The sequence below is a fragment of the Streptomonospora nanhaiensis genome, from assembly GCF_026642255.1.
GTDB lineage: Bacteria > Actinomycetota > Actinomycetes > Streptosporangiales > Streptosporangiaceae > Nocardiopsis > Nocardiopsis tropica.
This window is the reverse complement of sequence record NZ_CP113264.1, coordinates 5,168,216-5,189,868: the sequence shown is the minus strand read 5'-3', so window position 1 is coordinate 5,189,868 and position 21,653 is coordinate 5,168,216. Positions and strand designations below refer to the sequence as shown.

18 protein-coding genes are annotated in these 21,653 nt (G+C 72.2%); 17 read left to right on the top strand and 1 reads right to left on the bottom strand.

Annotated features, from left to right (window positions below):
* Positions 1-66 precede the first annotated feature (66 nt).
* The 15 genes from hisI to OUQ99_RS22380 all read left to right on the top strand — a co-directional run bounded on the left by hisI (position 67) and on the right by OUQ99_RS22380 (position 12,764).
* Entirely contained in the window at positions 67-411 is a 345-nt protein-coding gene (gene hisI / locus OUQ99_RS22450; protein ID WP_267945773.1) for a phosphoribosyl-AMP cyclohydrolase, read from the top strand.
* The gene (locus tag OUQ99_RS22445; protein WP_267945772.1) at positions 408-1,112 is read left to right on the top strand and encodes a Trp biosynthesis-associated membrane protein; all 705 of its coding nucleotides are present in this window, start codon (positions 408-410) and stop codon (positions 1,110-1,112) included. The genes hisI and OUQ99_RS22445 overlap by 4 nt, the downstream gene beginning before the upstream one ends.
* On the top strand, positions 1,112-1,393 hold the full coding sequence (locus tag OUQ99_RS22440) for an HGxxPAAW family protein (protein ID WP_267945771.1): 282 nt from the start codon (positions 1,112-1,114) through the stop codon (positions 1,391-1,393). The genes OUQ99_RS22445 and OUQ99_RS22440 overlap by 1 nt, the downstream gene beginning before the upstream one ends.
* A gap of 255 nt (positions 1,394-1,648) precedes the next feature.
* Complete coding sequence (locus OUQ99_RS22435) at positions 1,649-2,005, top strand: CD225/dispanin family protein (protein ID WP_267945770.1); 357 nt, start codon at positions 1,649-1,651, stop codon at positions 2,003-2,005.
* Between the two features lie 91 nt (positions 2,006-2,096).
* Positions 2,097-2,603 (top strand): DUF2752 domain-containing protein, encoded by a 507-nt coding sequence (locus tag OUQ99_RS22430; protein WP_267945769.1) that lies wholly within the window; start codon positions 2,097-2,099, stop codon positions 2,601-2,603.
* Between the two features lie 100 nt (positions 2,604-2,703).
* Positions 2,704-3,066: a CD225/dispanin family protein gene (locus OUQ99_RS22425; protein ID WP_267945768.1), complete on the top strand. Its 363-nt coding sequence runs from the start codon at positions 2,704-2,706 to the stop codon at positions 3,064-3,066.
* Positions 3,067-3,331: 265 nt separating this feature from the next.
* On the top strand, positions 3,332-3,727 hold the full coding sequence (locus tag OUQ99_RS22420) for a CD225/dispanin family protein (RefSeq protein WP_267945767.1): 396 nt from the start codon (positions 3,332-3,334) through the stop codon (positions 3,725-3,727).
* Positions 3,728-3,971: 244 nt separating this feature from the next.
* Positions 3,972-4,778: an indole-3-glycerol phosphate synthase TrpC gene (gene trpC, locus OUQ99_RS22415; protein ID WP_267945766.1), complete on the top strand. Its 807-nt coding sequence runs from the start codon at positions 3,972-3,974 to the stop codon at positions 4,776-4,778.
* A 247-nt stretch (positions 4,779-5,025) separates the two neighbouring features.
* A complete protein-coding gene (gene trpB, locus OUQ99_RS22410; protein ID WP_267945765.1) occupies positions 5,026-6,243 on the top strand; it encodes a tryptophan synthase subunit beta in 1,218 nt (405 codons plus the stop codon).
* The gene (trpA, locus tag OUQ99_RS22405) at positions 6,243-7,055 is read left to right on the top strand and encodes a tryptophan synthase subunit alpha (RefSeq protein WP_267945764.1); all 813 of its coding nucleotides are present in this window, start codon (positions 6,243-6,245) and stop codon (positions 7,053-7,055) included. Before trpB ends, trpA begins: the two co-directional genes overlap by 1 nt.
* Before the next feature lie 434 nt (positions 7,056-7,489).
* Positions 7,490-8,011, top strand: coding sequence for a MauE/DoxX family redox-associated membrane protein (locus OUQ99_RS22400; RefSeq protein ID WP_267945763.1), 522 nt, complete (start codon positions 7,490-7,492; stop codon positions 8,009-8,011).
* A gap of 52 nt (positions 8,012-8,063) precedes the next feature.
* Positions 8,064-9,041, top strand: coding sequence for a DsbA family protein (locus OUQ99_RS22395; protein ID WP_267945762.1), 978 nt, complete (start codon positions 8,064-8,066; stop codon positions 9,039-9,041).
* Positions 9,042-9,096: 55 nt separating this feature from the next.
* A complete protein-coding gene (gene lgt / locus OUQ99_RS22390; protein ID WP_267950449.1) occupies positions 9,097-10,209 on the top strand; it encodes a prolipoprotein diacylglyceryl transferase in 1,113 nt (370 codons plus the stop codon).
* A 98-nt stretch (positions 10,210-10,307) separates the two neighbouring features.
* Positions 10,308-11,549, top strand: a complete 1,242-nt coding sequence (locus OUQ99_RS22385) for a hypothetical protein (protein ID WP_267945761.1) — start codon at positions 10,308-10,310, stop codon at positions 11,547-11,549.
* Between the two features lie 156 nt (positions 11,550-11,705).
* Positions 11,706-12,764 carry a hypothetical protein gene (locus OUQ99_RS22380; RefSeq protein ID WP_267945760.1) on the top strand — a complete coding sequence of 353 codons (1,059 nt, stop codon included), beginning with the start codon at positions 11,706-11,708 and terminating at the stop codon, positions 12,762-12,764.
* A 216-nt stretch (positions 12,765-12,980) separates the two neighbouring features.
* Here the strand turns inward: OUQ99_RS22380 and OUQ99_RS22375 are convergent, their stop codons facing one another.
* Positions 12,981-14,885 carry a bis-aminopropyl spermidine synthase family protein gene (locus tag OUQ99_RS22375; protein ID WP_267945759.1) on the bottom strand — a complete coding sequence of 635 codons (1,905 nt, stop codon included), beginning with the start codon at positions 14,883-14,885 and terminating at the stop codon, positions 12,981-12,983.
* Positions 14,886-15,456: 571 nt separating this feature from the next.
* On the opposite strand from OUQ99_RS22375, the gene gltB reads away from it, so the two are divergent.
* Together gltB and OUQ99_RS22365 are read left to right on the top strand one after the other, a co-directional pair.
* Positions 15,457-20,013, top strand: a complete 4,557-nt coding sequence (gltB, locus tag OUQ99_RS22370; RefSeq protein WP_267945758.1) for a glutamate synthase large subunit — start codon at positions 15,457-15,459, stop codon at positions 20,011-20,013.
* A gap of 32 nt (positions 20,014-20,045) precedes the next feature.
* The gene (locus OUQ99_RS22365) at positions 20,046-21,518 is read left to right on the top strand and encodes a glutamate synthase subunit beta (RefSeq protein WP_267945757.1); all 1,473 of its coding nucleotides are present in this window, start codon (positions 20,046-20,048) and stop codon (positions 21,516-21,518) included.
* The last annotated feature ends 135 nt before the right edge of the window (positions 21,519-21,653 follow it).

Below are 21,653 nucleotides of genomic sequence, written 5' to 3'. Positions count from 1 at the left end.
CGCGCCCGGTCCCGCTGGGCACGACCCGGTGCGGACCGCTGGACGGTCGGCCATAACCTGGAGGACATGAGCGTCACCAGCCTCGACCCGGCCATCGCCGCCCGACTCAAGCGGACCGCGGACGGCCTCGTCCCCGCCGTCGTCCAGCAGCACGACACCGGGGAGGTGCTCATGCTCGCCTGGATGGACGACGAGGCGCTGCACCGCACCCTCACGACCCGCGCCGCCACCTACTGGTCGCGCAGCCGCAACGAGTACTGGGTCAAGGGAGCCACGTCGGGCCACACCCAGCGTGTGGTGTCGGTCGCACTGGACTGCGACGGCGACACGCTCCTGGTCCGCGTCGACCAGGAGGGCGCCGCCTGCCACACGGGCGACCGCACGTGCTTCGACGCCGGGGAACTGCTGTGAGCTCCTCCACGACATCCCCCCGCGTCCGGCGCGAGTACGGCGCCACCATGCTCGGCCTGGCCGCCGGCGCCGGACTCCTCCTCGCCGCCGCCGGACAGCAGTGGGCGACCGGCCAGCTCACGGCGCCCGGACCGGTCCCGCCGGTCCCCGTCGCACTCACCGGGGCCGACCTGACCGGCGCGCCCAGCGGCATCGGGTGGGCCGGCCTGGCCGGCATCGCGGGCCTGTACGCCACACGCGGATGGGCCCGGCGGCTCGTCGGCGCCCTCGTCGCCGCGGGCGGCGTCCTCGCCCTGACCTCCGTGTGGGGAGCAACACGGCCCGACGCCCTCATGGAGGCCGTGGCGAAGAACGCCACCGACGCCGCGGGCACCGCCCAGGTGGCGGCGGCGCCCCACCTGGCCGCGCTCGGCCCCGCCATGGCCGCGGGAGGCGCCGTCCTCCTGGTCCTCACCGGGCTCCTGTCCGCGGTACGAGCCCCTGCCTGGCCGGGCATGGGCACCCGGTACGATCGGGACGCCGCACCGCGCGCGACCCGGGCCGAGACACCTGCCGACCTGTGGAAATCGCTGGATGCCGGTGACGATCCCACACTCGACGCCCCCGACGGCGGCCGGTCCGAGGACCCCGCCGGTCCCGGGGACGCCGCCGAACCCGCACCGCTGGCAGCACGGCCAGCCGAACCGAAGGAGAACCACTGATGGCCGACGAACACCACGACGACCACGGCAACACCGTTTCCGCCTGGTTCCTCACCCTCTCCTGGATCGTGGCATGGACCGTGGCGGCCGTCGCCATCATCCTCGGCGGCGACCTGGTGACGTGGACCCTCATCGGTCTCGGCCTCAGCGTCGTCCTGGCCGTCATCGCCGGCGTCATGAAGAAGGCCGGCCTCGGCCGCAAGGAGCCGCGCCCCTACCCGCAGACCCGTGAGGCGTGGGAAGCCGCCCAGAAGGTCTCGGCCACGGCGGGCAAGAACTGACCCCCCTCCGCGAAACCGCAGCTCACAACGAGTGAGTAACGGAAAATGGACGAAGGTCCCATGGGGCAGGTAGATTCACCACACCGGACCTGCCAAACGTGTCGTCGCCTGTCGGCTGATGTCCCCTCTGTCTGGCATCATTCGTTTCTGCCCGTGACGTACGCGTTCCGGTGACCCGATCCTGCCCCATGTCGGGCCGGTGTGTTCTCCACACCGTGCGAAATCCCTTGTCCTCTTTCTGAAAGTTGTACGACCATGAGCTACGGTCCCCCTCCCCCCGGCAACCCCGGCCCGCCCCCCGGCGGCGGCTACGGGCCTCCCGGAGGCGGTTACGGCGCCCCCGGCGGCACCCCGCCCGACAACGGCCTCACCTGGGCGATCGTCGCAGTCTTCTGCTGCTGGCCCCTCGCCATCCCGGCGATCATCAACGCGACCAAGGTCAACGACCTGTGGAACCGCGGCGACCAGGCCGGCGCGATGCAGGCCCAGGCCCAGGCGAAGAAGTTCACGAAGCTCGCCTTCATCCTCGGCAGCATCGCCTACGTGCTGAGCATCGGCTTCTACATCGTGAGCACCGTGCTCCTCGTTGCGTCAACGCCCACGTACTACTAGTCGGCACCCGCACCGAGCACGTGTCTGCCCCCGTGCGCCCTGTGGCCACGGGGGCAGAACCCTGTCCTCCCCGAACCCGTAGGCTGGTCCCGTGCACCCAAGCGAACCACCCGAGACCGCCGGGCCCGAGACGCCTGCCGCGCCCTCGTGGACCCAGCGCGTCGAACACCGGCTCAGGGCCCTGCCCCCGGTCGTGTGGCCCGTCGGCCTGGGTGTCCTCGGCCTGACCGGGGCCACGCTCCTGCACTTCGTGGACCCCAACGAGCCCGGCAACTACCCCACGTGCCCGTGGCTGCTGCTCACCGGCACGTTCTGCCCCGGCTGCGGCAGCATGCGCGCGATCGCCCTGGCCACGCACGGCGACTTCCTCGGCGCCATCAGCATGAACCCCCTGCTGGTGCTTCTGCTCCCCTACATCGCGGTGACCTACACGCTGTGGCTGGTCAGGGCGGTCCGACCGCCCACGAAGCCGCCCAAGCTCACCCCGGGCTGGTTCCTGTGGCTGCTCCTGATCGTCATCACCGCCCACTGGATCCTGCGCAACCTGCCCTGGTTCTCCTTCCTCGCCCCGGGAACACCGCTGTTCCCCGGCTGGTAGCCAGAACCAGAAGGGCACTTCCGCCGTCTGAGCGGATGAGCGCCACGACCCCCCGTACGAGTCAACGCACCACACACACGTCCTGGAAGGTTGGACCCCTATGAGCTACGGACCTCCCACCGGCGGCTACGGCCCGCCCAGCGGTGGCTACGGCCCGCCCGCGGGCTACGGAGGCGCGCCGGGGTACGGAGGCCCGCCCGCGGGCGGACCGCCCAAGAACTACCTGATGTTCAACATCCTGGGCATCTTCGGGTGCACCGTGATCGGCATCATCGGCCTGATCTTCGCGCTCCAGGTCAACAGCAAGTGGGAGTCGGGTGACTACGCGGGAGCCCAGTCCTCCGCGCAGGTCGCCAAGATCATGGGGATCATCGGCCTGGTCGGATTCATCTGCGTCGTCCTCTACCTGCTCTTCGTCCTCCTGATGTTCATCGTCGCCTTCGGCGCCGCGGCCACGTACTGAGGCAGGCATCCCGGCCCACGGCAGCGCGTGCCGCCGCGAGCGGCACGACGAGCGGTGCTCGGGACACGGCGCCCCTGTCCCCGGTCTCCGGGGCAGGGGCGCCGACGAACGCGCGGCGCCCCCGGCAAGGAAGAAGACCGGCCGTCCCGGCCGCCCATCGGCGCCACGGGCCCGGACGGGCGGAACGCCGGTGAGGGCCGTGCCCGACAGGTGGAGCCGGGGACGAGCCGGCCCGCCGACATCCCCCACGAGAGCGGAACCCGACATGAGCTACGACGCCCTGCCCCCCGGCGGCCACGGTCCCCCCGGGGGATACGGCCCTCCAGGGGGCTACGGCACACCCGGCGGATACGGCCCTCCCTCCGGCTACGGAGGCGTACCGGGCCACGGCGGCCCGCCTCCCGGCGACCCGCCCAAGAACCACCTGGCCATGAACATCCTGGGCATCATCAGCTGCTTCCCGGTGATCGGCATCATCGGCCTGATCTTCGCCGTCATGGTCAACAGCCAGTGGACGTCCGGCGACTACCGGGGCGCCGAGTCCTCGTCCAAGATCGCCAAGGTCATGGGCATCATCGGCGTGGTGCTCTTCGTCCCGGCGGCCCTCTACATCCTCTTCGTGATCGTGATGATGGTCGGCCTCTTCATCTCCGAGATCTGATTCCGGCGCGGCGGCACGCGCCGCCGGACACCCCCTGACACAAGCGGACACAGCCACCCCTTCCCACCCGTTCCCCCGGAGAACCCGGGGGACCAGGTGGGGGGTGGCGGCCCCCCGGCCCCCGAAGGTCGATACGATGACCAGCAACACGGTGCGCCGGCGGTGCGTCCGGGCACGCCGCGCGGGCGGCCCGCCCGCCGGAGCCACCACCGTGACAGACCACTGCACGAGGGAGCGGTAACTGGTGAGCGTGCTCGACGAGATCCTCGACGGAGTACGCGCCGACCTGGCGAAGCGGCAGGAGGCGCTGCCCCTGGACCGCCTCAAGGCCCAGGCCGAGTCGGCGCCCACCCCGCAGGACGCCGAAGCCGCCCTGCGCCGTCCCGGCGTCCACGTGATCGCCGAGGTCAAGCGGGCGAGCCCCTCCAAGGGACCGCTCGCGACCATCACCGACCCCGCCGCCCTGGCACGCGACTACGAGGCCGGGGGCGCCGCGCTCATCAGCGTCCTCACCGAGGAGCGCCGCTTCAAGGGCAGCCTCGACGACCTCCGGGCCGTCCACCAGGCCGTCGACACCCCGCTCCTGCGCAAGGACTTCGTGGTCAGCTCCTACCAGCTGTGGGAGGCCCGCGTCTTCGGCGCCTCCGCCGTCCTCCTCATCGTCGCGGCGCTGCCACAGGAGGCCCTGGTCTCCCTGGTCGAGCGCGCCCGCTCCCTGGGGCTCATGCCCCTGGTCGAGGTCCACGACGAGGACGAGGTGACCCGGGCCGTCGACGCCGGCGCCACCGTCATCGGCGTCAACGCGCGCAACCTCAAGACCCTGGAGGTCGACCGGGACACCTTCTCCCGGATCGCCCCCGGCATCCCCTCCGACGTCGTCAAGATCGCCGAGTCCGGAGTCCGCGGCCCGCACGACCTGCTGGCCTACGCCGGCGCCGGCGCCGGAGCGGTCCTCGTCGGCGAGAGCCTCGTCCGCGGTCGGAACCCGCGCGAGGCCGTGGCCGACCTGGTGACCGCGGGAGCACACCCCGCCCTGCGTGACCGGAACTAGGGGACGAACAGCACGATGGGACAGACGACGCCAGGGACGGTCGCGGTGACGGCACACCCCGGCCTCCGATGGCGATGGCTCTAGGGAACCCGCAGGCATGAGCCGCGGGTTCCCGACGCCGCGTCGACCCACCGGTCCGAACGCGCCGCCGGAACCAGGCGGCGCGCAGCCGGTCGACGCGCGGACCCCCGCGGCCGTACGCCCGGGGGAAGAGCCGCCGTCGGCCCCTTCCCAGGAGAACGTCCCAATGAGCCATGCTGGACCACTGCCCGACCACGGCGGGCACTACGGCCGCTTCGGGGGCCGCTTCGCCCCCGAGGCGCTCATCGCCGCCCTCGACGAGGTCGAGGCGGAGTGGGAGAAGGCCAAGAACGACCCCGCCTACCAGGCCGAACTGGCCGCGCTGCTGAAGGACTACACCGGCCGCCCCAGCGCCCTCAGCGAGGCCCGCAACTTCTCCGAGCACTGCGGCGGCGCCCGCGTCCTCCTCAAGCGCGAGGACCTCAACCACACCGGCTCGCACAAGATCAACAACGTGCTCGGCCAGGCCCTGCTCACCCGGCGCATGGGCAAGACCCGCGTCATCGCCGAGACCGGAGCCGGACAGCACGGCGTGGCCACCGCCACCGCCTGCGCCCTCCTGGGCCTGGAATGCGTCATCTACATGGGGGAGGAGGACACCCGGCGCCAGGCGCTCAACGTCGCCCGCATGCGCATGCTCGGCGCCGAGGTCGTCCCCGTCACCATCGGCAGCCGCACCCTCAAGGACGCCATCAACGAGGCGTTCCGCGACTGGGTCGCCAACGTGGACCGCACCCACTACCTCTTCGGCACCGTCGCCGGGCCCCACCCCTTCCCCAAGCTGGTGCGCGACCTGCACTTCGTCGTCGGGGAGGAGGCCCGCGCCCAGGTCCTGGAGAGGGTCGGCAGGCTCCCCGACGCGGTCGCCGCCTGCGTGGGCGGCGGCTCCAACGCCATGGCGGTCTTCGCCGCGTTCATCCCCGACGAGAGCGTCGCCCTGTACGGCTTCGAGGCCGGGGGGGACGGTGCGGACACCCCCCGCACCGCCGCGTCGATCACCGCGGGCAGCCCCGGGGTCTTCCACGGGGCGCGCACGTTCGTGCTCCAGGACGAGTTCGGCCAGACCCTGCCCAGCCACTCCATCTCGGCGGGGCTCGACTACCCGGCGGTCGGCCCCGAGCACGCCTACCTCGCCGACACCGGCCGGGCGAGCTACGAGCCGATCACCGACGCGGAGGCCATGGAGGCGTTCCGCCTGCTGTGCCGCACCGAGGGCATCATCCCGGCGATCGAGAGCGCCCACGCCCTGGCCGGCGCCCGCAAGCTCGGCGAGCGCCTCGGCCCGGACGCCGTCATCCTGGTGAACCTCTCCGGGCGCGGGGACAAGGACGTCGACACCGCGGCCGCGTACTTCGGACTCGTCGACACGGAGGGACAGGCGTGATGACCGCGACGACGCTGCAGACCAAGCTGGCCGAGGCCCGCGAGGCGGGCCGGGCGGCCCTGATCGGCTACCTCCCCGCGGGGTTCCCGGACCCGGACTCCTCCGTCCGGGTGATCCAGGCCATGGTGGAGGGGGGCTGCGACGTCATCGAGGTCGGCCTGCCCTACTCCGACCCGATGATGGACGGCCCCACCATCCAGAGGGCCGCGGACCGGGCCCTGGCGGCCGGAACCACCACCGAGGACGTGTTCCGCGTCGTGGAGGCCACCGCCGCCACGGGCGCCGCCGCCGTGGTCATGTCGTACTGGAACCCGATCGAGCGCTACGGGGTGGAGCGCTTCGCCGCGAACCTCGCCAAGGCGGGCGGGGCCGGGGTGATCACCCCCGACCTCATCCCCGAGGAGGCGGGGGCGTGGACGGCCGCCTCCGAGGCGTCCGGCCTGGACCGGATCTTCCTGGTCGCGCCCTCCTCCACCGACCGCCGCCTCGCCATGACCACCGCGGCGTGCAGCGGGTTCGTGTACGCGGCCTCGCTGATGGGCGTGACCGGCACCCGCACGCAGGTCGCCGACACCGCCGCGACGCTGGTGCGGCGCACCCGCGAGGTGACCCGCGAGTCCGGCCTGCCGGTCTGTGTGGGCCTGGGGATCTCCACGGCCGCCCAGGCGGCCGAGGTGGCCGCCTACGCCGACGGCGTCATCGTCGGCGCGGGGTTCTGCCAGCGGATCCTGGACGCCCCGGACCTGGAGACCGGCCTCACCGCCGTCCGCTCCTTCGCCGAGGAGCTCGCGGGGGGCGTCCGCGACAGGTAGGGCCCGGTGTGCTCCGCGGGCCCCCTCCGACCGGGACGCGCAGCCCGCCCGCGGGACCGGGGCCGTGTTCGCACGGGACCTCCGGCCACGGCGGTCGCGGCGTCGGTCACCGGCCGGGGAGACCTGTGGCACCGGCGTCGGGCCGTCCCCTCGGGGGGCGGCCCGGCGCTCTTCCCGCCTGGTCAAAAGCAGGGTTAAGAGGGTGAGAATCGGGTGAGAGGCCCCTGCCGGAACCCCTGAAACGCTCCCACCGGGGCCGTGCCGGTGATGTGATGGCGGTGTCGCGGATTCCTGGGGCGCCCGCCGCTGCGCCCGGGGTTCCGGCCGCAGCGTCACGGACTCACCACAGTCAGTAGGATGTGACGCGATACGTAGAGCGACGGATCAGACACCGAACGCGACAAAGCGTCCCCTACTCCCCGAAGGCCCAAGCGATGGACACAACCGACGAATCCCCCGACGCCTCCACTGCCCCCGCGGTCCCGCGCTCCCGCTGGGAGGCCGTCCAACCCTGGCTCACCCTCGCCTGCCGGCTCGGACTCGCGGCCGTCCTCGTCTTCGCCGCCGTCTCCAAGTTCCCGCCCGCGCTCTCCGTCCAGGCGGTCGAGGCCTACGACCTCTTCCCCGTCGAGGTCGCCCGGCTCATCGGCTACACCCTCCCCCTGTTCGAGCTCGCCCTGGCGGCCCTCCTCCTCGTCGGACTCGCCACCCGCTACGTCGGAGCCGTCGGCGCCCTCCTCATGTTCGTCTTCATCGCCGGGATCGTCTCCGCCATGGCCAGGGGCCTGAACATCGACTGCGGCTGCTTCGGCGGCGGCGGACAGGTCGCCCCCGGGGAGACCACCTACGGGCTCTCCATCGCCCGCGACATCGCCTTCGCCGCCATGGGCGCCTTCATCGCGGTCTGGCCGCGATCACCCTTCGCCCTCGACCGCGCCATCGGGCTCTTCCGGTGACCCCGGAACCCACGACGGTCGACCACCTCCAGCAGTAGAAACAGGGGAAAGCATGGGGAGTGAAGCGCGCAAGCGCTCCCGCGAGAAAATCAGGGAACAGCGCGAACGGGAGAAGCGGGCGGCCAAACGCACCAAGACGCTCATCGTCATCGGCGCCGCCGCGGCCGTCGTCGTCCTGGTCGTCGGCATCGGGTTCGCCGTGCTCAACGCCGACCGCCGCGACTCCGGGTACGAAGGGGCGCTCCCGCCCCAGGCCCTCCAGGAGGACGGCAGCGTCGTCCTCGCCCAGGAGGGCGCGCAGGCGCCCGTCGTCGAGGTCTACGCCGACTTCCAGTGCCCCGCCTGCCGCCAGTTCGAGCTGCTCAACGGCGACGTCCTCAAACGGAATGCCGCCGAGGGCAACGCCATCGTGCACTACCGGCCGGTGAGCATCTTCGCCCAGCAGCCGGTGCCCATCAGCAGCAACTCGCTGCGCGCCGGCGCCGCCGCACGCGCCGCCGCCGAGCACGGCTACTTCGTCGAGTACAACGACATCCTCTTCGAGAACCAGCCCACCGAGGGCAACGAGGGCTTCACCGTCGACGAGCTCAAGGACTGGTTCCGCCAGACCGACGCCAACGCCGAGCAGGAGGGCGAGTTCGACCGGCGGATCGACGAGGAGGCCGCCGTCGTCACCACGTTCACCGAGGACTACCTGCCCGCGCTCACCGAGGACGCCATGGCGGAGATCGGCGAGGAGACCCTCGGCACCATGGTCCTGTCCGACCTGATCTCCTGGGGAGCCGACCACGGGCACGACCCCGCCTTCCTCGACGGCACCTACACGGGCGAGATCATCACCGCCACCGGAACGGCCTACACTCGCTACAGCGGAGACAACACGTTCCGCGGCACTCCTTCCGTGTACCTCAACGGCGAGTTGCTCGACAACAACACCGCCATGACGGTCAGGGGCCTCAACGAGGCGATCGCCTCCGCGGACGCCGGTGAGGTCGACACCCAGCCCATGGGTGACGGGGGCGCGGAGTAGCACCCCTGACAGCACCCCCCGCACGCGGGGCGAACCCGAGAGCAGAGCAGTGACACTGTCGTCGACAGCTTCCGAGGGCGCGGCCGGGCTCGGCCGCGCCCTCGCGGCCATCCCCAGCCCCCAGATCAACGCGATCCCGATCGGGCCCCTCCAGATCCACTTCTACGCGCTGTGCATCCTCGCCGGCGTCGTCGTCGCCGTGGTCTGGAGCGAGCGCCGCTGGGCAGCCATGGGGGGTGAGAAGGGCACCATCATGGACATGGCCGTCTGGGCCGTGATCCTGGGACTGATCGGCGGCCGCCTCTACCACGTCATCAGCGACGCCCAGCTGTACTTCGGCGAGGGCCGCGAGCCCATCCGCGCCCTGTACGTGTGGGAGGGCGGCCTCGGCATCTGGGGCGCCGTGCCCCTGGGCGCCGTGGGCGTGTGGCTGGTGGCGCGCAAGCGCGGGCTGTCCATGTCCAAGCTGTCGTTCGCGATCGCCCCCACCATCCCCCTCGCCCAGGCCCTCGGCCGCTGGGGCAACTACTTCAACCAGGAGCTGTTCGGAGCGCCCACCGACCTGCCCTGGGCCGTGGAGATCACCCCCTACCCCGAGGGCCACCTGCGCCCCGGCATGGAGTTCGGCGTCACCACGTACCACCCCACGTTCCTCTACGAGTCCCTGTGGTGCCTGCTCCTGGCCGTGCTCCTGGCCTGGGCCGGACGCCGCTTCGAGGGCTCACTCCAGGGCGGCCGGCTCTTCGCGCTCTACGTCATGGGCTACTGCGCGGGCCGGTTCTGGATCGAGTACCTGCGCGTCGACCCCGCCAACGACTTCCTGGGCATGCGCCTCAACAACTGGACCTCCATCGTCGTCTTCCTCGGCGCGCTCGCCTACTTCGTGTGGGCCGGACGCCGCATCGACTCCTTCTCCACTGCCGTCGTCCCCCACGGCCACGACGCCGGAACCCAGGTGTTCGGCGCCACAGCCGGCAGTGAGGTGCCCGACGACAGCACCGTCTACAGCGCCGTGGACAGCGAAGAAACGGGCTCCGGAACGCAAAATGGCAGCTCGGAGGAGGCGGGCACGGAATACCACCCGAGCCCTGAGCGATCTAGTACCGAGGGCTCGACCGCGAACGACGCCGGAGACACGGGAACCGATTCCGGGGCGAAGCCCGAGTAGCGCAGGGCTCCTGAACGCGGGCCGGCCGTGTCCGGCCGCGGAGCGGAGAACGCCCTGTACCTTTCGAGCAGACCACGGGTTGACGATTGAGAAAGACCGTGAGCAGAGCTGAGTCCGGGTACGGCCGCCGGGGACGGCGCGGCGGTTCACGCCGCGCCGGCCGGGCCTACACCGAGGACCACGCCGACGACTACGGCCACGACGAGGGCCGCGAGGACGACTACGACCCCGAGGAGGACTTCTCCGCGGAGTACGGTCACACCCGCACGTCCGACGCCGACACCGCCGACACCGCGGACCGGGCCGACGGGGACGAGGCGTACGACGACTACGACGAGTACGAGGACGAGGAGGGGGAGGAGGCCCCGGCCGAGGACGAGGCCGCCGGCTCCCGGCGGTCCTCCCGCCGCAGGAAGGGCCGCGGGGCGACCGCGGCCGGAGCTTCGAGGCGCAGGGCGTCCGGGGCCAGGCGCGGCGGGGTCGGCAAGGTCTCGGCCTTCTCCGCGTCCGCGATCAAGAAGGTGTCGGTCCTGGGAGACCGCCCCAACCAGATCGTCTACACCCTCGCCGAGCAGAGCAAGCGCAAGCGCGGCACAGCCGTCCTCGGCGTCCTGCTGGGCGCGTTCAGCATCGCGCTGGTCGCCCTCCTCGGACTGCTGACCTTCCAGCTCTTCACGGGGTCGGGGGGCTCGGTCTCGGGCGGCGACGAGTCGGTCGTGGCTCCGCCGGAGGGGCACAGCACCCTCACACCGGAGCTCTACCTGTCCGAGCCCAACCGCGAGGACGTGTTCGGCGCGATCAACGAACGCCCCGAGGGCGCGGAGCCGATGACCGAGGAGTCCGTGTTCGGGGCGGTCGGCGAGATCGGGCTCGACGACATGACGCTGGAGCTCCGCCAGAGCAGCGTCACCGACTCCTGCACCTCACTGGTGTGGGGCGAGGAGCTCGGCCAGACCCTCATCGACGCGAACTGCATCCAGGCCGCCACCGGTGTGTACACCGACGCGGGCGAGGAGCACATCGCACAGGTCACCGTCTTCGACCTGGCCAACGCCGATGAGGCCGCCAACGTCGAGGCCTCCCTGGACCCGACCAACGCCGAGAGCGACGCCGGATTCCTGCTCACGCAGAACGGCGACGACATTCCCGGCCTCCAGGAGGGTTACAGCCAGGCGAACGCCCAGGTCATGGGCCACTACCTGGCGGTGTTCTGGGTCGCCGACACCGACGGCGCCGACCCGGGCGACAACGCCGACCTGGCGAAGCTGAGCGTGGCCTCCATGAACTCCACGCAATTCATCTACGAGGAGGTCGTCGAGGCGGGTCGGGCCGAGGAGTAGGCCTGTCCCGCCCTGTCGGACGCCCCGATAGGATCTCGGACAGATCGACCCTTCCGCCAGGGTCGTGCGGGCGGGGTGCTTTCCGCCCCTCTCCCCAAGCGAACCGGGCCGGCCACGCGCGCGCGGCCGGCCCGCATCCGAGGAAAGGTCCACTGGGTGTCCCCTTCTGAACCGTCGGCGTCCGGTCCCGCCGGACGCCGGAGGAAAAACAGCGAGTCCGACGAGATGTCGGCGGGGCCGTCCTCCCGCACGGGTGGGCGCCGCCGGGCCGGAGGCCGGAGGAAGCAGGAGACCAAGGGGCGCCGCCGTCCCCTCCTCGTGGTGGCCGGAGTGGCCGTCGTGGCGCTGGCCGTGCTCGGTACCGTGCTGTACATGCGCCTCGGCGAGGGGGGCGGAGCGGACCAGGCCGCCCAGGAGACCCGACCCGTCATGTACCGGGTGATCGACACCGGCCGCATGAACGAGGTGCTGGCCTCCCGTGAGGACGACAGCCGCGCCCTCAACGCCGGAGAGCTGTTCGAGAGCCGCAACGCGGAGATCTCCAGCCAGGAGATCGACTTCACCCTGCGCGACTCGGACCTGAGCGACGACTGCTCGGCCGCGGTGTGGGGGGAGCAGGTCCGCACCGCCCTGGCCGAGGCCGACTGCACCCAGGCAGGACGCGCCACCTACGTCTCCGACACCTACTTCGGCGTGACGGCCGTGTTCAACCTCGCCGACGTCGAGGGGAGCAGGGCCGTCGCCGCCGCCATGAATGCGCCCGAGGCGGACGAGGCCGGGGCCGAAGGGGAGGGCGACGCCTCCCCGGACCCCGGGTTCGTGCTCTCCCCCTCCGGCGCCGACCCGTTCGACCGCCTGGGCGAGGGCTACAGCGCCAGCGACGCGATCGTCAGCGGCCACTACCTGGTCGTGGTGTGGGTCCAGCCCACCGGATCCGAGTCGGTCGAGGAGAGGGTCAGCCTCTCCGGCCCGCTCGTGGCGCTGGCGAACTTCCGCGACCCGCTCTACCGGCGGATGGTGCAGCTCGACGACGGCTCCGGAACCGGCCAGCCGGACGAGGGCACGCAGGAGGGCACCGTCGAGGACCCGGCGGGAACCGACGGCACGGTGCAGGACCCGGCCGGAACCGACGGCACGGTGCAGGACCCCGCGGGTACGCAGGGCACCGCGGAGGACCCCGCCGGTACCGAGGGCCTCGGCACCGGAACCGGCTGAACCGCGCGCGGAGGGGCCCGGAGGACACGTCCTCCGGGCCCCTCCGCGCGTGCCGGGGCGGGAGTTCCCCCCCGCGGACCCCGTGCGGCCGTCCACCGGCCCCGGTGGGGTCCGGCGGGCGGGTGTCCCGCCCGTGGCGTCGCGACCGGGGGAGTCGGGCTCCGCCGGCGCCGTGCTCTCCCGGACAGCCCCGCGCGGCGCCGGCCGGGGCGGGACCTACACCTGGGCGAGCAGTGCGGCGGCCACGCCCCGCAGCTCCGCGAAGCGGTGCTCGGGCAGGTCGAGCAGCGTGTGGCCGGCCAGCCACCACGGCGCCGTGGACACGGCCTGCCGCGCGGTGCGCTTGTTGGCCGGGCGGCCCCCGCGCGCCGACACCTCGACGAGCCCGGCCCTCAGCGTGGCGGTGAGCGTGCCGTGCGCCCGCTCCTGCACGTGGGTCAGGAGGAGGTCGACAGCGGCGTCCGGAACCCCCTGCGCCCGCTCGCCCTCCGGGGCTCCTCCCCGGCCCTCCTCGGCACGCGCTCCCGCCCCGCCCGGCGCGCCCGCACCCGGTTCGTCCACGTCCGGCGGGCGCCGCGTCAGGCGTACCGCGGTCAGGTCGTCGGCGCCGAACCCGCGCAGGAACCGCACCTGGAAGCGGGGCTCCACCAGGGCGCGCAGACCCCGCTGCCCCGCGGCGTCGCGCACGCACGCCGCGGAGGAGGGGACCAGGGCGTACACCGTGTCCGCGGCGGAGGCCAGGGCGGCGCGCGCCGCCAGCCGCTCCCACCCGCCGGTCAGGTTGAGCACGGCGCAGTCGCCCACGGGCGCGGGCGCGTCCATCCAGGTGGACAGCCGTACCCGCCCGGCCGCCGACACCTCCGACGGCCACTCGCCCACCAGCGTCGGCTCCGCGCCCCCGGCGGCGGTCCGGCCGCCGTCCCCGCGGCCCCTGTCCGCGGCCCCCCGGCCGTCCAGGTCCTCGCGCACGCGGTCGAGCACCGCACGGGCGCGCCCGGCGTCGAGGCCGCCCCGGGCCTCCTTGGCGTTCACCCCCTGGCTGTACACCCTGGCAGCGTCGCCCGAGGGCGGCGCCGGGGCCCGCGTGAGCGGCCGGAGCACGTAGAGGTCGGAGGCCGCGCCGATGGACTCCGCGCCGTGGTACCGGTTGAAGTCCGGCCACACCGCCTCGAACAGCAGGTCCATCCGCGCCAGCCGCGACTGGGTGGCGGCCGCCAGCTTGGGCGTGGTCTCGCTGGCGCCGTACGCCACCAGGACCCGCCCCCGGCGGGGGTCGGCCATGCCCTCCACGCCGCGGCGCACGAACAGCTCCACCCCGTCGGCGGTGTACGGGGGATCGGTGAACACCACGTCCGCGACGCCGCGCACCGTGGACGGCAGCCCCAGGCGCAGGTCGGCCGTGTGGGTCCGCACCCGCAGGTCCAGCCTGTCGGCCAGCGCGTCGATGTGCGCCAGCACACGCTCGTCGATGTCGACGACCTCGGCCCGGGCGCCGGGGCACACGAGCGTCAGCGCGATCGAGGTCAGGTCGTGGTCGCCCACGCACAGCAGGACCCGGTCGTGCAGGTCGAAGCGCGTGGCCAGGAACAGGGCACGGCGCAGCGCCGTCTCCGCGGTCGCGGTGACGTGGTCAAGGTCCAGGTCGGAGGCGGGCCCCTCGGCCACGGCGCGCGCCAGCTCGGCGTGGGCGCGGGCGTACCGGGGGAGGAGGTGCGCCACGGGGTCGGCGAGGTCGTCGCCGGCCGCGCCGGTGTAGCCGGAGGGCCGCGCCAGGCGTACCCGGCTCTGGCGGCCGGCGCTCTCGGTGGCGAGTTCACCGGCCTCGTCCAGCGCCTTGAGCAGCGACGACACCAGCGTGTACGCGACACCCGTACCCCGGACCAGGTCGTCGGCGCCCCACCACCGGCCGTCGGCGAGCAGCGCCAGGACCCGGCGGAGCCGGGGCATGTCCACGCCGTGGTCGCGCAGCAGCCGCAACGCGGCCTCGGGCAGCGGCGGCGCGCCCCCGGGCGGGTGCGCGGGGGAGGTGTCCGAAACCGTGACTCCTGGTGTTCGTGGGGTGTGGTCGGGGGGTGCGGAACCGTGGTCGTCCGGGTCCGGGAAAGTCGGGTGGCCTGCCATCCACCGATGGTCCCACGGGTCGGCGGGTGGCCGTGGCCGCCCAGGTCAGAACGGTCCGCCTCGGGTGAGGGACAGATCACCCACGTGGGGGACCCGGGCCCCCTTGGGCGGTGCGTTAACGCCGGGGTAATGTTGACCACCGGTACACGGCGTCACGCGGTCCCGGAGCGGAACACCGACCCACAGTCGGGGTTTTATCCACTTTGGGAGGTTTAGCGGGGTTCCCTCGTGGAAAAACCGGCTAGGCCAGCCCTCATCGGGGACAACCGAGAGGGACAGCACCGCCCCCCGCGGGCGAACCGCGAACACCGGCGCACCGCGGCGCCATCTGGTCTAGACCTTCGATTCGCATCGCGGCCGGACCAGCGTGTATAAGGGAACCCGCCCGCAACAGGGACCCCGACCGCCACCGGCGACCACGAGGACGTGGACGCGCGACGGTAGCGCGAAGGGCGCCCGCCCAGCGGGAACCGCCGCTCACGCGGCACACAACTACATCCGCACGCAGCAGGGCCAATGTCGTCCCGAATGCGCTTTTCACAAAGCCGACAAGAGACGACAGGGAGGGTAGATGCCCGCTGCTCAGGTGCGGCGTTCGTCCGTCCGAACGAACGCAGAATCCACTTCCCAGGGCCTGTACGACCCCACCTTCGAGCACGACGCCTGCGGTGTGGGCTTCGTCGCCGACCTCACCGGCCGGCGCAGCCACGACATCGTCGAGAAGGCGCTCACCGTCCTCCGCAACCTCGACCACCGGGGCGCCTCCGGCGCGGACCCCGACGACGGGGACGGCGCGGGCATCCTCACCCAGATCCCGCACGAGCTCTACACCGAGGTCTGCGACTTCGCACTCCCCGAGCCCGGCGCCTACGCCACCGGCATCGCCTTCCTCCCCGTCGACGCCGCCGAGCGCGCCGCCGCCGTCGAGGCCATCGACGCCATCGTCGCCGACGAGGGGCTGACCCTCCTCGGCTGGCGCGAACTGCCCTTCGAGCCCCAGTACAGCGGCCCTGCCGCCCGCCAGGCCATGCCCTACTTCGGGCAGCTCTTCATCACCGGCACCCCGGGCACCCCCACCGAGGGCCTCACCGGCATCGAACTCGAACGCCACGCCTACTGCGTCCGCAAGCGCGCCGAGCACGAGACCGACGTCTACTTCCCGAGCCTGTCCCCGCGCACCATCGCCTACAAGGGCATGCTCACCACCCCGCAGCTCGAACCGTTCTTCCCCGACCTGTCCGACCGGCGCTACGCGTCCGGCCTCGCCCTGGTCCACTCCCGGTTCTCCACCAACACCTTCCCGTCCTGGCCGCTCGCCCACCCGTTCCGCTTCGTCGCCCACAACGGCGAGATCAACACGGTCAAGGGCAACCGCAACATGATGCGCGCACGCGAGGCCAAGCTCGCCAGCGACCTCATCCCCGGCGACCTCGACCGCATCTTCCCCATCGTCGACCCCGACGACTCCGACACCGCGTCCTTCGACGACGCCCTCGAACTCCTCCACCTCGGCGGACGCACCCTCCCGCACGCGGTGCTCATGATGATCCCCGAGCCGTGGGAGAACCACACCGAGATGGACCCGGCCGTCCGGGCCTTCTACGAGTACCACTCCACCCTCATGGAGCCCTGGGACGGCCCCGCCTCGGTGTCCTTCACCGACGGCACCGTCGTCGGCGCCGTCCTGGACCGCAACGGGCTGCGCCCCGGCCGCTACTGGGTCACCGAGGACGGCTTCGTCGTCCTCGCCAGCGAGGCCGGAGTCCTCGACATCGACCCCGCCACCGTCGTCCGCAAGGGACGCCTCCAGCCCGGCCGCATCTTCGTCGTCGACACCGCGCAGGGCCGCATCATCGAGGACGAGGAGATCAAGGCCGAGCTCGCCGCCGAACACCCCTACCAGGAGTGGATCGACTCCGGCGTCCTGCGCCTGGCCGAACTCCCCGCCGCGGACCCCGTCCCCGTCACCGAGCTCAACCTCGCCCAGCAGGTCTTCGGGTACACCGAGGAAGAACTCCGCGTCATCCTCACCCCCATGGCCCGCACCGGAGCCGAGCCCATCGGCTCCATGGGCACCGACACACCCGTCGCCGCGCTCTCCGACCGCTCCCGGCAGCTCTTCGACTACTTCTCGCAGAACTTCGCCCAGGTCACCAACCCGCCGCTGGACGCCATCCGCGAGGAGATGGTCACCAGCCTGTCCACCCTCCTCGGCGCCGAGCACAACATCCTCGACGCCGCCCCCGGCGACACCCAGCGGCTCGTCCTGCCCACACCCGTCGTGGACCAGGCCGAACTCGCCGCCATCGTCGCCGCCGGCCGCGACAACCCCGCCCTCAGGACCTACACCGTCGACGGCACCTACCCCGTCGACGGCGGCGGGGACGCCCTCTCCGCACGCCTCGACCAGATCAACACCGAGGTGTCCCGGGCCATCGCCGACGGCGCGCACATCCTCGTGCTCAGCGACCGCGGGGCCGGCGCCGACCGCGCACCCGTCCCCTCGCTCCTGCTCACCGGCTCCGTCCACCACCACCTGGTACGCGAGAAGACCCGCACCGAGGTCGGCCTCCTCATCGAAGCCGCCGACGTGCGCGAATGCCACCACGTGGCACTCCTCGTCGGCTACGGCGCCTCCGCCGTCAACCCGTACCTGGCCCTCGCCACCGTCCGCGACATGGTCGAACGCGGAACCCTCGGCGGCGTCGACGCCGACACGGCCGTCCGCAACACCGTCAAGGCGTTCGGCAAGGGCGTCCTCAAGGTCATGTCCAAGATCGGCGTGTCCACCGTCAGCTCCTACACCGGGGCCCAGATCTTCGAGGCCCTCGGCCTCGGCGCCGAGGTCATCGACCGCTGCTTCACCGGAACCACCTCACGCCTGGGCGGCGTCGGCTTCGACGTCCTCGCCGAAGAGGTCGCCATCCGCCACCGCCGCGCCCACGCCGCCAACCCCGGCGCCCACCGGCGCCTGGACGTCGGCGGCGAGTACCAGTGGCGCCGCGAGGGCGAACCCCACCTCTTCAACCCCGAGACGGTGTTCAAGCTCCAGCACTCCACCCGTACCCGCACGTACGAGATCTTCAAGGAGTACACCTCCAAGATCGACGACCAGGCCGAGAAGCTCATGACCCTGCGCGGGCTCTTCCGCCTCCGCGAGGGCGTGCGCGAACCCGTCCCCGTCGACGAGGTCGAACCCGTCTCCGAGATCGTCAAGCGCTTCTCCACCGGAGCCATGTCCTACGGCTCCATCTCCGCCGAGGCACACGAGACCCTCGCCATCGCGATGAACCGCCTCGGCGGCAAGTCCAACACCGGCGAGGGCGGCGAGGACCCCGCCCGCTTCACCCCCGACGCCAACGGGGACCTGCGGCGCAGCGCCATCAAGCAGGTCGCCTCCGGCCGCTTCGGCGTCACCTCCCACTACCTCAGCAACGCCGACGACATCCAGATCAAGATGGCCCAGGGCGCCAAGCCCGGCGAGGGCGGCCAGCTGCCCGGCCACAAGGTCTACCCGTGGATCGCCGACACCCGGCACTCCACCCCCGGCGTCGGGCTCATCTCCCCGCCGCCGCACCACGACATCTACTCCATCGAGGACCTCGCCCAGCTCATCCACGACCTCAAGAACGCGAACCCGTCCGCACGGGTCCACGTCAAGCTGGTCTCCGAAGCGGGCGTCGGCACCGTCGCCGCGGGCGTCTCCAAGGCCCACGCCGACGTCGTCCTCATCTCCGGCCACGACGGGGGGACCGGCGCCTCGCCGCTCACCTCCCTCAAGCACGCGGGCACCCCCTGGGAGCTCGGCCTCGCCGAGACCCAGCAGACCCTCCTGCTCAACGGCCTGCGCGACCGCATCGTCGTCCAGGCCGACGGCCAGATGAAGACCGGACGCGACGTCGTCATCGCCGCACTCCTCGGCGCCGAGGAGTTCGGCTTCGCCACCGCGCCCCTCGTCGTCTCCGGCTGCGTCATGATGCGCGTCTGCCACCTCGACACCTGCCCCGTCGGCGTCGCCACCCAGAACCCCGCCCTGCGCGCACGGTTCTCCGGCCAGGCCGACCACGTCGTGAACTTCTTCGAGTTCATCGCCCAGGAGGTCCGCGAGTACCTCGCCCGGCTCGGCTTCCGCAGCCTCGACGAGGCCATCGGCGCCGTCGACCTGCTCGACACCACCGAAGCCGTCACCCACTGGAAGGCCCAGGGGCTGGACCTCGCACCCATCCTCCACGAGGTCGAACCCCGCACCGGCGACCACCGCACCCACCAGCGCATCCAGGACCACGGCCTCGCCAAGGCCCTGGACAACACCCTCATCCAGCTCAGCGAGGGCGCGCTCGACTTCGGCCGGCCCGTCCGGCTCGAACTGCCCGTGCGCAACGTCAACCGCACCGTCGGCACCATGCTCGGACACGAGGTCACCAAGCGCTACGGCGCCGACGGCCTCCCCGACGACACCATCGACGTGTCCTTCACCGGATCCGCGGGACAGTCCTTCGGCGCCTTCGTGCCCAAGGGCGTCACCCTGCGCCTGTCCGGGGACGCCAACGACTACGTCGGCAAGGGACTCTCCGGCGGCCGCCTCGTCGTCCGCCCCGCGGCCGAATCCCGGCTCGTCGCCGAGGACCACATCATCGCCGGAAACGTCATCGGCTACGGAGCCACCTCCGGCGAGATCTTCCTCCGCGGCGTCGTCGGCGAACGCTTCTGCGTCCGCAACTCCGGCGCGCTCGCCGTGGTCGAGGGCATCGGCGACCACGGCTGCGAGTACATGACCGGCGGACGCGCCGTCGTCCTCGGCCGCACCGGCCGCAACTTCGCAGCCGGCATGTCCGGCGGCATCGCCTACGTCCTGGACCTGGACACACGGCGCGTCAACACCGAGATGGTCGAGATCGACGCCCTCACCGACGAGGACCGCGCCTACCTCACCGACGTCCTCACCCGGCACCTGGCCGAGACCGGCTCGGACGTCGCCCGGCGCATCCTCGCCCAGGGCGACACCGGCCTCGCCCGGATCGCCAAGGTCATGCCGCGCGACTACAAGCGGGTCCTGCTCGCCCAGGCAGAGGCCGAAAGAGACGGCCGCGACGTCAACGAGGCCGTCATGGCCTCCGCGCAGTCCTGAGCGCCGGCCCACACGAGAGGAGGAGAAACACCATGGCCGACCCCAAGGGTTTCCTGAAGATCACCGAGCGGGAACTCCCCGCCCACCGCCCCGTCGACGTCCGCATCCAGGACTGGCGCGAGGTGTACGAGGACTTCGACCGCGCCACCGTCACCAAGCAGGCCTCACGCTGCATGGACTGCGGCATCCCGTTCTGCCACAACGGCTGCCCGCTCGGCAACCTCATCCCCGAGTGGAACCACCTCGTCCACAACCACGACTGGGCCGAGGCGATCGAACGCCTGCACGCCACCAACAACTTCCCGGAATTCACAGGCCGGCTCTGCCCCGCCCCCTGCGAGTCCGCGTGCGTGCTCGGCATCAACCAGCCCGCCGTCACCATCAAGAACGTCGAGGTCTCCATCATCGACCGCGCGTGGGAGGAGGGCTGGGTCAAGCCCCTGCCCCCCACCACACGCACCGGCAAGAAGGTCGCCGTCGTCGGCTCCGGCCCCGCCGGGCTCGCCGCCGCACAGCAGCTCACCCGCGCCGGACACGACGTCACCGTCTACGAGCGCGCCGACCGCATCGGAGGCCTCCTCCGCTACGGCATCCCCGAGTTCAAGATGGAGAAGCGGCACATCGACCGCCGCCTCGCCCAGATGACCGCGGAGGGCACCGCCTTCCGCACCGGCGTCGAGATCGGCGTCGACATCACCGTCGACGAGCTCCGCGCCGGCCACGACGCCGTCGTCCTCACCGGCGGAGCCACCGCCTGGCGCGACCTGCCCGCACCCGGACGCGAGCTCAAGGGCATCTACCAGGCCATGGAGTACCTGCCCCTGGCCAACAAGGTGCAGGAGGGCGACTACGACCGCGCCCCCATCCACGCCGAGGGCAAGCACGTCATCGTCATCGGCGGCGGCGACACCGGCGCCGACTGCGTCGGCACCGCCCACCGCCAGGGGGCCGCGTCGGTCACCCAGCTGGAGATCATGCCCAAGCCCCCGGCGACGCGGCCCGACCACCAGCCCTGGCCGACCATGCCGATGCTGTACAAGGTCACCAGCGCCCACGAGGAGGGCGGACGGCGCATCTACTCCGTCAACACCCTGGAGTTCCTCGGCGACCAGGACGGCAACGTCCGCGCGCTGAAGCTGGTCGAGGTCAAGCGCGGCCCCAACGGCTTCGAGCCCGTCGAGGGCACCGAGCGCGAGATCCCCGCCGACCTGGTCACCCTCGCCATGGGCTTCGTCGGCCCGCAGAAGGAGGGCATGATCGACCAGCTCGGCGTCGAACTGGACGGCCGCGGCAACGTCGTGCGCGACAGCGACTACCGCACCACCGTCGACGGCGTCTTCTGCGCCGGCGACATGGGGCGCGGCCAGTCGCTGATCGTCTGGGCCATCGCCGAGGGCCGCTCCGCCGCCGCGGGCGTGGACCGCTTCCTCGCCACCGGGACCGGCCTTCCCGGCGGTACCAACCTGCCGGTGGCCATCCCGCCGACCGAGCGCCCCCTGGTCTAGGGGACGCCCGCACCGCGGGACACGGCAGCACACCACGCGTCGGGCGCGGGGGGAACACCCCCCGCGCCCAACGCGTTCCCGGCTGCCGGTGCCTGCCGGTGCCTGCCGGTGCCTGCCGGTGCCTGCCGGTGCCTG

Bases quoted from the DNA above. Each gene is read 5' to 3' on its own strand.
- hisI (WP_267945773.1), top strand. From the start codon at position 67: ATGAGCGTCACCAGCCTCGACCCGGCCATCGCCGCCCGACTCAAGCGG.
- OUQ99_RS22440 (WP_267945771.1), top strand. From the start codon at position 1,112: ATGGCCGACGAACACCACGACGACCACGGCAACACCGTTTCCGCCTGG.
- OUQ99_RS22435 (WP_267945770.1), top strand. From the start codon at position 1,649: ATGAGCTACGGTCCCCCTCCCCCCGGCAACCCCGGCCCGCCCCCCGGC.
- OUQ99_RS22425 (WP_267945768.1), top strand. From the start codon at position 2,704: ATGAGCTACGGACCTCCCACCGGCGGCTACGGCCCGCCCAGCGGTGGC.
- OUQ99_RS22420 (WP_267945767.1), top strand. From the start codon at position 3,332: ATGAGCTACGACGCCCTGCCCCCCGGCGGCCACGGTCCCCCCGGGGGA.
- trpB (WP_267945765.1), top strand. From the start codon at position 5,026: ATGAGCCATGCTGGACCACTGCCCGACCACGGCGGGCACTACGGCCGC.
- trpA (WP_267945764.1), top strand. From the start codon at position 6,243: ATGACCGCGACGACGCTGCAGACCAAGCTGGCCGAGGCCCGCGAGGCG.
- OUQ99_RS22400 (WP_267945763.1), top strand. From the start codon at position 7,490: ATGGACACAACCGACGAATCCCCCGACGCCTCCACTGCCCCCGCGGTC.
- OUQ99_RS22395 (WP_267945762.1), top strand. From the start codon at position 8,064: ATGGGGAGTGAAGCGCGCAAGCGCTCCCGCGAGAAAATCAGGGAACAG.
- OUQ99_RS22375 (WP_267945759.1), bottom strand. From the start codon at position 14,885: ATGGCAGGCCACCCGACTTTCCCGGACCCGGACGACCACGGTTCCGCA.
- gltB (WP_267945758.1), top strand. From the start codon at position 15,457: ATGCCCGCTGCTCAGGTGCGGCGTTCGTCCGTCCGAACGAACGCAGAA.
- OUQ99_RS22365 (WP_267945757.1), top strand. From the start codon at position 20,046: ATGGCCGACCCCAAGGGTTTCCTGAAGATCACCGAGCGGGAACTCCCC.